General features: G+C 69.2%; 7 protein-coding genes. 4 read left to right on the top strand and 3 right to left on the bottom strand.

Going from position 1 to position 9,290, the window contains the following annotated elements; genetic code table 11:
- On the bottom strand, positions 1–318 hold a 318-nt coding region (locus tag NON22_RS15505; RefSeq protein WP_257387856.1), incomplete at its 3' end, for a hypothetical protein.
- Between the two features lie 181 nt (positions 319–499).
- Here NON22_RS15505 and NON22_RS15500 point away from each other — a divergent pair.
- The 3 genes from NON22_RS15500 to NON22_RS15490 all read left to right on the top strand — a co-directional run bounded on the left by NON22_RS15500 (position 500) and on the right by NON22_RS15490 (position 4,223).
- Positions 500–2,044, top strand: coding sequence for a hypothetical protein (locus NON22_RS15500; protein ID WP_257387855.1), 1,545 nt, complete (start codon positions 500–502; stop codon positions 2,042–2,044).
- A gap of 193 nt (positions 2,045–2,237) precedes the next feature.
- Positions 2,238–2,507 (top strand): hypothetical protein, encoded by a 270-nt coding sequence (locus NON22_RS15495; protein ID WP_257387854.1) that lies wholly within the window; start codon positions 2,238–2,240, stop codon positions 2,505–2,507.
- A gap of 225 nt (positions 2,508–2,732) precedes the next feature.
- Positions 2,733–4,223: a hypothetical protein gene (locus NON22_RS15490; RefSeq protein WP_257387853.1), complete on the top strand. Its 1,491-nt coding sequence runs from the start codon at positions 2,733–2,735 to the stop codon at positions 4,221–4,223.
- A gap of 96 nt (positions 4,224–4,319) precedes the next feature.
- On the opposite strand, the gene NON22_RS15485 is transcribed toward NON22_RS15490, so the two are convergent.
- Both NON22_RS15485 and NON22_RS15480 read right to left on the bottom strand, forming a co-directional pair.
- Positions 4,320–7,109, bottom strand: a complete 2,790-nt coding sequence (locus NON22_RS15485) for a hypothetical protein (protein WP_257387852.1) — start codon at positions 7,107–7,109, stop codon at positions 4,320–4,322.
- A 300-nt stretch (positions 7,110–7,409) separates the two neighbouring features.
- Positions 7,410–8,384 (bottom strand): hypothetical protein, encoded by a 975-nt coding sequence (locus NON22_RS15480; RefSeq protein ID WP_257387851.1) that lies wholly within the window; start codon positions 8,382–8,384, stop codon positions 7,410–7,412.
- Between the two features lie 317 nt (positions 8,385–8,701).
- Here NON22_RS15480 and NON22_RS15475 point away from each other — a divergent pair, with 317 nt between their 5' ends.
- A complete protein-coding gene (locus NON22_RS15475; RefSeq protein ID WP_257387850.1) occupies positions 8,702–9,127 on the top strand; it encodes a YjfI family protein in 426 nt (141 codons plus the stop codon).
- Positions 9,128–9,290: the final 163 nt, after the last annotated feature.

Genomic DNA, 9,290 nt, shown 5'->3' with positions numbered 1-9,290 from the left:
GTGTGCTCTTCCGATCTGCGCCGGCGGCAGATCGGCCGGCGGCGCCGGCGCGGCGGTCGTGCCGCCGGCACGCAGGCGCACCTGCAATACGGGTGATTCGGGTTCCGCCGCGATTTCCGCGGCCCAGTGCCAGAGCACGGCGGCCGCGAGCAGATGCAGGGCCAGCGACAGCAGCAGTGCGTACGAAGCAGTGCGGCGCGGCGCGGCGGCAGTGAAGGCGAGTGCGTCGGGCGCGGCGTGTTCTGCCGGCGCGAGCAACGTGGCGTCAGGCGGCGCGAGCAGTAGGACCGGAGCGGCGTTGGTGGGCGGACTCGGCATCGCTGACGTGGGACTGCGGCAGGATTGGCGGCGGATATTAGCCACACTAGCGCGAAAAGGCATGCCGCACTATGCGGGAAAGGGGACTTGGGGGAAAACGCGGCGGGCCGCGTCTACCCCGGTGAATACGTAACCGAGGGCGGCAGAGCGTCACCGGCCTCCGATGGGGAATCGAAAAATCATGACCAACCTGATCACTGCGAACAGCGGCCGCCTGGCTCGCCGGCTCGGGGCGCTCGCCGTCCTCGGGCTCGCGACGACGACCTGCGGCGCGGTCCGGCTGGATCCCGATGGCCTGGGACAGGTGCTGATCTATCCGTACTACACGGTGCGCAACGGCAACCAGACCGTCTACACGGTGACCAATCACACCGACCGGCACAAGGTGCTGCAGGTCGTCATGAGCGAAGGACGCAACGGCCGCGCGGTGCTCGGCTTCAACGTGTTCCTCGCGCCGTACGACAGCTGGACCGCGACCACGTTCAGCATGGACACCGACGAAGCGTTCCTGATCCCCGGCGATTCGTCCTGCACCTATCCGAAGTTCGACACCTACACCCTGGCCGACGGCCGCGGCTACACCGCACTGGTGCCCTGGGACTTCACGGGCGCGCGCCGCGACGCGGGGCCCGGCGGCTACGACCGCACGCGCGAGGGCTACATCAAGATCTTCGAGCTCGGCACCCTGATTCCGGACACGCCGCCGGCCATCGCGATCTCGCCGGTCGGCAATGCCGCGCCGGCGGGCTGCGGCTCGCTGGACGATGCCTACCATGCGACGTACTGGGCGCAGGACAGGAAGGCCCACATGACCAACCCGACCGGCGGGCTCAGCGGCGAGGCCATGATCCTCAACGTCGCCCAGGGCACGGTCATGAGCTACCGCGCGACGGCGCTCGCCGACTTCCGCGTCGATCCGGCCGACATGCCCCAGGGCAGCCGCGCGAGCGTGGTCAATCATTCCGCGCCCGACGTCGAAGGCGTCGGGCTCGACGATGCGGTCAGCGATCCGGCGACGGGCTTCGCGACCGCGACGATCGAATTGCCGAATCGCCGCCAGGAGCTGCAGTTCCCGCGCGAGCGCGCGATCGATGCGGTCAGCGCCGTGCTCGCGGCCGATGCGGTCAACGTCAACTACGTCAGCGACTCCTCGGTCGGCGCGACGACGGACTGGGTCGTGACCTTCCCGACGCGGCCGTACTACACCGACCAGGCCATCGCCGGCAGCGCGCCGATCAAGCCGTTCACGAGCCTCTATCCGGGCGCCGGCGGCAGCGAGAGCGCGGCCGGCATGGCCGTGCCGTATTCGCTGCGCGATCGCGAAGGCCGTCGCGTCTCGGCCGCGGCCGGCACGAACGAAGCGGTCGATCTGCGCTTCAACACGCAGGTCATCGCGGTCGCGCCGAGCACCGGCACGGTCCCGCTCGCGGGCCGGCCGCTGGGCTCGTCGCTGGCCGTGCGCCTGCAGCCGGTCGCCGGCGGCCGTCGCGACGGCGGCTGGATGGCTCTGGATTTCCTGCGTTACCAGGACGGCGCGACGACCGCGAACCGCAGCCTGCGTCCGGCCGAAGACGGCACGGTGATGCTCGGGCTGCCGGCGATCGGGTTCTCCGCCGTCAATTACGTCAATACCGCGGCGGCGCCGGGCGTGCTGGCGAACTACAGCATGGCCGTTCCGCAGCGGCGTACCCAGGACTGCCGGCGCAACACGGTGTCGTGCCGATGACATAGTTGCGATGCGGCCTTGTGCACAAGGCCGCAATCGGAACGAGGCGGCGCCGCGGAAAGGCGCTGCAGGAAAAACCCCGTAGAGGTTGGGAAGGATTCGTGCGCGCCACGGATACGGTGCGCTGTTGCCTGAATTTTTGCTGCTGCGTTTGTCGTCGATCTACCCGGTCTTGCTGAAGGAAGTGGCGCCCATGTATCGCATCCCCGATCTGCACCGAGTCATGAATGCCGGCCGCCGCCCGCGGCTGCAGCGCATCGCGGCCTATCGCCGCCTGGGATACCGCGTCGTCGTGGAGGGCACGCCGACGACGCCGCTGCGCTGGAAAGTCTTCCGGCCCTGGCTGCGCACCGTATCGGCCTCCGGCATCGTCGCGACGCGCGAAGCGGCGATCGACGCGGCCAACGCGTGGATTCGCCAGGACGTCGAGACCGCGCGGCTGACGGCCGCCGCCGCGCACTGAGCGTTGGACGCGGGCCGGGACAGGCCCGCGGCTTTGGCAGCGTGCGCCCGCTGTGGGGACGCACGCTGCAGTTTTTCCCGCACACCGGCGCGTGCCGTTCCGCACCGCGCCTCATCCGCGCTCGAGACGTCCTGCGCGGCCGCAAGCCTGCGCCGCGCGAGGCCGCCTCGCCGGCGATCGCCCTTCGTTCCTTGGTCGGGGAAATCCACGATGCAAAGAAATTCATTGAACGCTGCGATTGCGGCGGGTCTGGTCGCGGCCGTCGGTGTGAGCGGCGGCGCGAACGCTGTCGAGCTGAGTCCCGACGGCGTCGGCCAGGTGCTGATCTATCCCTACTACACGGTCAACCGCAACCAGCAGACCGTCATCTCGGTCGTCAACGCGACCAACGCCGCGAAGGCGGTGCGCGTGCGTTTCCTCGAGGGCTACAACGCGCGCGAGGTGCTGGACTTCAATCTGTTCCTGTCCGAGTTCGACGTCTGGACGGCCAGTGTGTTCGCGCTGGCCGACGCCGGCCTGGCCGGCGTCGGCGCCGCGCTGCTCACGGCCGACTACAGCTGCACGGCGCCGTCCCGGGCCGAATGGACCGGCGTGCTCGGTCCCGGCCTTCCGTACCAGGAATTCCGGTCGTTCGCCTACACCGGCACGCACGAGGACTCGGGGCCGACGGGCATGGCGCGCACGCGCGAAGGCCACATCGAGCTCGTGCAGATGGCCGATCTCGTGGGAACGCTGCGTACCGCGGTGACGCATCGCTCGGGAGGCATTCCGGCCAACTGCAACATCGTCCAGTCCATCGATCCGGCCCATAGCGGACTGCTCCCGCCGACCGGCGGGCTGTTCGGCGCCGGCGGCATCGTCGATGTCGCACAGGGCACGTTCCACAGCTACAACGCCGATGCGGTCGGCGGCTTCAGCAGGACCGTGCTGTTCTCGGCCCCGGGAATGCCGACCCCATCGCTCGCGCAGGCCAATACGACGCCGGACACGGCGACAGCCCATACGTTCGATGCGGCCGGCGAGCTGTTCCGCTCCGACTATCCGGCCTCGGGCCAGTCCAGCCGGGCGATCGATGCGGTGTCGGCGGTATTCATGGCTTCGACGCTGCTCAACGAATACAACGTCGACGCATCGGCCGGATCGAGCACCGACTGGGTCGTGACGTTTCCGACCAAGCGCTTCTATACCGATCCGGAAATCCTCGGCGTGCCGCTCGGCAGCGCCGGCGCGCTGCCGCCGTTCACGTTCACGTTCGGCCAGCCGGCGGACGGCAACGGCAATGGACTGTCCTGCAGCCAGGTCGGGTTCGTACCGTACGATCGCGAGGAAGGCCGCCCGGTCGGCTCGGTCGGGTTCCCCGGCTTGCCGCCGGTGCAGATTCCCGTGCTGTGCGGCTCGGTCAATGTGATCGGCTTCATATCGCGCAATGTGCCGGCGACCGAATCGGTCGTGCTCGGATCGAAGCTGCTCACGCGCCTGCCGCCGTTCTCGATGTCCGGCTGGCTGCGCCTCAGTCTCGATCCGGCGACGCAGCCGCACACGCTGCGCGCCTCGCGCGACGGCGACGTGTTCAACGGCTTGCCGGCGACCGGCTTCCAGGCCGTGAACTACGTCAACGCCAATGTGACGCCGGGCGTGCTGTCGAACTACAGCGCGACGTTCCGGCATCGCGTGCTGCGTACCTGCGTGAACGCGGCGGCGGGCGGTTGCTCCTGACCGACGCGCAAAAAAAAACCACCGCGCAAGGCGGTGGTCGGAAGTCGTTTCACGGTGTGATCGCGCGGCGGCGTTCGCCGCCGCGCGACCGTTCCCTCAGTTGCAGACGTCGATCTTGACGTTGTCGAACTCCATGCCGTTCGGCGCGGTAGCGGCAGTGTTGCTGTCGCTGGTCGCACGGAAGCGCAGCTGGATGGTCTGGCCGGCCATGTCGTCGAGGTCGACGATGGAGCGCTTGGCCGCCGTGCCCGTGCTCGCCGGGTAGCACCACGCGCCGCGACCGGCCAGCGGAGCGCCGGCGCTGATCGTGCCGTTGTACGAGTCGGTGAAGAAGCGGCCCGCGAGCAGCTGCGCAAAGCTGCCGGCGCCGACCTTGGCTTCGAGCGAGCCGGCGTCCCAGCAACCGGACGGCGGATCGGTTTCGAAGCTGTGGTAGGTGTCGAACGACAGGATCACCGCCTGCGCCGCCGGGATCGTGATGCTCGGCGACAGCACCGAGCGGTCACTGGTCACGGTGTTGTTCGGCACCTTCCAGACGTTGCCGGTGAAGCCCGTCGTGCTCGCGATCGGCGTACCGACCGACCAGGCCGTACCGCCGGCATCGCCGGGCGCGCCGGCGGTCCAGGCCGGCTCGGCGCCGCCTTCGAAGCCGTACGTCACGACGTTCGTGATCGACGTGCCGGCCGGGCAGGTGCCCGGGGTGCCGGTCGTGAACGAGAACGCCGCCGAGACCGGGCCGTCGCCGCAGTAGTTGGTCGGGCGCACGCGCCAGAAATACTGCGTGGTCGAGCTCAGCGTCGTTTCGACGGTCCAGCTGTTCGTCGTCACGGTCTTCGACGCGACGATGTTCGCGAAGCCGGCATCGGAGGCGACGTCGACCTTGTAGGTCAGCGCGCCCGGCACGGCGGCCCAGCTCAGCAGCGGACGCACCTTGGTGCCGGTCGCGCCGTTGGCCGGGGCCGTCAGCGTCGGCGCCGTCGGCGCCGCGGCCGACACGCCGAGTTCGAGGTCGACCGAGCTCGTGATCGCGCCGCCGGTGCCCGAGACGTTGATCACGTATTCGCCGCTGGCCGCGCTGTGGCCGCCGGTGAGCGTGAACAGGCTGCCGCCCGGCGCCGGGCTGATCGGGTTGGCCGAGAACGCCGGCGTCGTGCCGGCCGGCAAGCCGGTGGCCGTCAGCGTGACCGCGGAATTGAAGCCGCCGACCGTGCCGGCCAGCAGATCCCAGGACGGGTCGGCGCCCGGCGTCGTGCCGCAGACTTCGATGCGCTGCGCCGTCTGGCTCACGAGCTTGAAGCCCGGCTGGCCGCATTCGGCGAACTTGAAGCTGCAGATGCGCGTGGACCACTGGTTCGTGCTGGTCGTCGGATAGAACTCGCCCGTGAACCAGAACGTGCAGTCGTCGGTCGGGTCGACGCTCATGGAGGTGTAGTCGCCCCAGCGGCCGCGGCCGCTGAACGAACCGGTCTGCGAGCCGGTCGTCGCCGGCGTGCAGGCCTGCTCGTCGCGCAGGGTGCCGTCCGCATCGTTGAGCGCGCGGCCGTTGATCATCAGGCGCGGGTTGATCGTCGCGCTCGAGACGTTGTAGCCGACGCCGATGTTGCCGCCCTTGTCGATCGCGATGCCGCCCATCCAGCGGTTGTTCGTATCCGGCGAGTAGACGCCTTCGTCGACGATGCTCTTGATCAGCGGCGCGGTCCCGGAGACGGCCTGGAAGCCGTCGGTGAAGATCGAATCGAAGCGCTGGTTGGCCTGGGCGAGGTCGAAGTGGGTCCAGCGGATGCTGCCCTGGTCATTCGCGCCGAGCACGCCGTGGTTGACGACGAGCGACATGCGGGTCGGCGAACCCGCCGGGAACGCACGCGCCGCGGCGCGGTACATGATGTGCGTGCCGAACGCGTCGAGCGGCACCGACGAGCCGAGCTGCGGCACGGCGGTGTAGTTCGGCACGAACGGCGTGCGGGCGGCGATGCGCGTCGGCGATGCGGAGATCGTCGAGCTGGCGAGCGTCGTCCAGTTGATGCACATGTCCCAGAACAGGTATTCGGACGTGGCCGGATCGAAATGGATGAACGGGGCGCAGCTGCCGGCCTTCGCGTTCAAGGTGCCGTCCAGGTGCACCGGTTCGGCGCCGTACGCGTCGAAGCCCGGGAAGCGGATCATGCCGACCTGCGCGGCGGGCGCGCCGGCGATCATCTTGTCGCGTTCGAACGCGATGAACGCCGCGCCGAGGAAGGCCGAGGTGGTGTTGTTGAACTCGTGCGTCACGAGCGTGTAGGCGTTCTGGCGTGCCGAATCGTCGGTCCAGACACCCATGTGCGGATAGTCGCCGAACACCTGGACCGGCGAGGTCGGCCAGACGAATTCGTAGCGATAGTAGGTGCCGAGCGGGTCGGACGTCGTCGACACCGCGACGCACTGGCTCGAGTTGACGCCGGTCGTGAACTGGCTCATGACCCAGCGCTGCGCGCGGTCGTCCCAGATCGCGAGCGGGTCGCCAGAGTTCGTGGACTGGCACTTGCCGCCGAAGCCGGCGAAGAACGAGTTGCCGGCAGTCGGGCCGTTCAGGCGGGCGCCGGTGGTCTTGTCGAAGATGGCCCAGCTCGTGTTGATCCACTGGATGAAGTGGGTCGGGCTGACGTCGCCGTTGGTGTCCGGCGGGATGCCGCCGCCGCCGACCGACAGCGAGAGGCCGTTGGCCGCGAGGATGGTCGAGGGGGCCGGCACGCCGGTCGGTGCGGTCTGCACGTTGCGGCTGCTGAGGCTGCGGAGGAACTCGCTCATGTCGGCCTGGCTCGGCTTGATGAACTGGTTCGGGACGACGTAGACCTCCTGGCCGTCGGCGCCGACGCGCGGCGCGGGGTAGGCGCCGATCACGTCGCGCATGGGCGGGGAAACGTCAGAACGGACCGCGTGACCGACTACCACGCCGTTTCCGGCTGCCGAAGCAGCTGGAGCAGTCAGCGTGACGATTCCGGCCACGGCAGCCAAAGCAAAGCCGTGACGAAGAAGCATCGCAATACCCCCAGAAGAATTGAGACCTGAAGCTGATATGAAGGTCAGCCTTGCGGATGATGCACGATTCGGCGGCCCCTGTCTCGAACGTGCGTTCTTCGGCGGCGGTTCCAAAGTGACACATCCGTCTCGAGTCTGAGTCCGCGGCCGCAGGGCCGCGGACTCGGGGGCTCAGCGCGCGGCGAGGCCGGCGCGGCGGCGGTGATCGATCAGGAATTCGCGAGTGCCGGAAGGCAGGAGCGACAGCGACAGGGCCTGTTCGAGCGCCGGCATTTCCAGCGCCGGCTGCTGCGCGCGCAGGGTCAGCAGGGCCTTCTCGGCCAGGGTGGCGTTGTCGCCGGTCAGCCAGCGCGTGACGACGGCGGGCTCGACCTTGATCGCGTCGCGCTCGACGAGGTCGAAGGCGAAGCGGACCAGGCTCGCCGTGCCGTCGACGTCCTGCACCAGCACCGGCGTCGTCGCGAGCACGTCCAGCGCGACGTCCTTCCAGCCGTCGCGGCCGAACTGCTTGGGCAGCACGACGGCGGCCTGCAGCAGGCGCGCGCGCGCGTTCGTCTCGGCGTCCTTGCGTGCGGCGAAGCGCAGGAGCGCCTTGCGCGCGCGCGAATCCAGCACGTCGTTGAGCTGCGGCCGCAGCACGATTTCCGACAGCGCGAAGTTCTGCAGCTGCGGATCCTTGGCGTCGAGCATGGCCAGCAGCTCGGGCAGCCGCGCGTGCACGGCCTTCGCGTCGTCGCCGGCCTGCCAGGCCATGATCGCGCGGTTCTCGGGGCTGTCGCGCAGCAGCGCCGGTTCCAGTCCGGGACTGACCAGCAGCTGCGGCCCCTGGCGCGCGACGCGGATCTGTTCGGCTTCGCGCCGGTAGACCGTGTAGGCGATCAGGTAGCGTTCGCCGGGCATGACGATGCGGCGCAGCGATTCGGGCACGGACACGTCGATGAGTTCGGGAATTTCCGCTTCGCCGCCGAGCTTCTCCAGCCGCTTGAAGACCATGCGTCCGCTCGGACCGATTTCGGAGAACTCGACCGCGGCGATGCTCGTCGTCGCTTCGCGCAGCACCGCGCCCGGCGGCTTGATCTTGGCGGCAAAGGCGGTGCCGGCGAACAGGGCCAGCAGGGTCAGCAGGACAGGGCGGCAGGCGGTCATGACATCGTCTTCGGGACTGGGGTCCCGCAGCATAGCAGGGCGGTTCGCCGGCAGCCGCGGCGTCGCCGCAGTGATCCGCCGCCGGTGCTGCGCCCGTGCTGCGCAGCAGCAAATACTCCGTCTGAAGGCGTATGTCGGTCGGGCCACCAGTGTCTCGCGGGACGACCCTCGGCGCGCGCGCTTTTCCGGCGCAGCATGGTTCCGGCGCATCGGGCGCGCGCCGGCAGGGAGACATAATATGTCTTGACATGTTATGTCGGCCCGCGATAGCGTCGGCTTCACGCAAACGCGACGGTCGCATTCCGGAGGGGGACTGCATGGCTAACCGGCGACGCCTGACCCAGCTGATCAAGGCCGCCGTGCCGTTGCTCAAGCGGCAGATCCTCGTCGATGCGGTCGACGTCGTTCCGGTCTCCGGCGAAGTCCCGGTCATCGAGCTCGCGTTCCCGGGCAGCGAACGCCTGCCGATCTACGTGACCGACGCCGGCAGCCAGCTGCTGTGCATCAGCTACCTGTGGCGCGACGACGAAGTGAAACCGCGCCTGCGCGCGAAGCTGCTCGAAACCCTGCTCGATCTGAATCCCAGCGTGCCGCTGTCGTCGTTCGGCCGCATCGGCGAGCACTTCGTGCTGGTCGGCGCGCTGAGCCCGGCCGCCTCGCCGGCGGACATGGCGCTGGAGCTGGCCACGCTCGGCGACAACGGCCGCGACGCGCTGACCACGCTCGCCGAATTCCTGGTCTGAGGTGCGCGATGGCCTGGTGGAACGACATCCGCGACATGCTCAAGCAGGAAATCGGCGCCGCCGCGGCGCCGCCCGACGCACTGGCCGCGCCGAAGCCGCTGCGCCAGGCGCAGCTGCTGTTGCAGCGCACGGCGCGCGAACTTGCCGAGGCGCGCGCGCGCGC

Origin of the sequence: Tahibacter caeni, from assembly GCF_024609805.1 — a bacterium.
GTDB lineage: Bacteria > Pseudomonadota > Gammaproteobacteria > Xanthomonadales > Rhodanobacteraceae > Tahibacter > Tahibacter caeni.
Note: the sequence above shows the minus strand (reverse complement) of the source record. Positions and strands in the feature narration are given on the sequence as shown.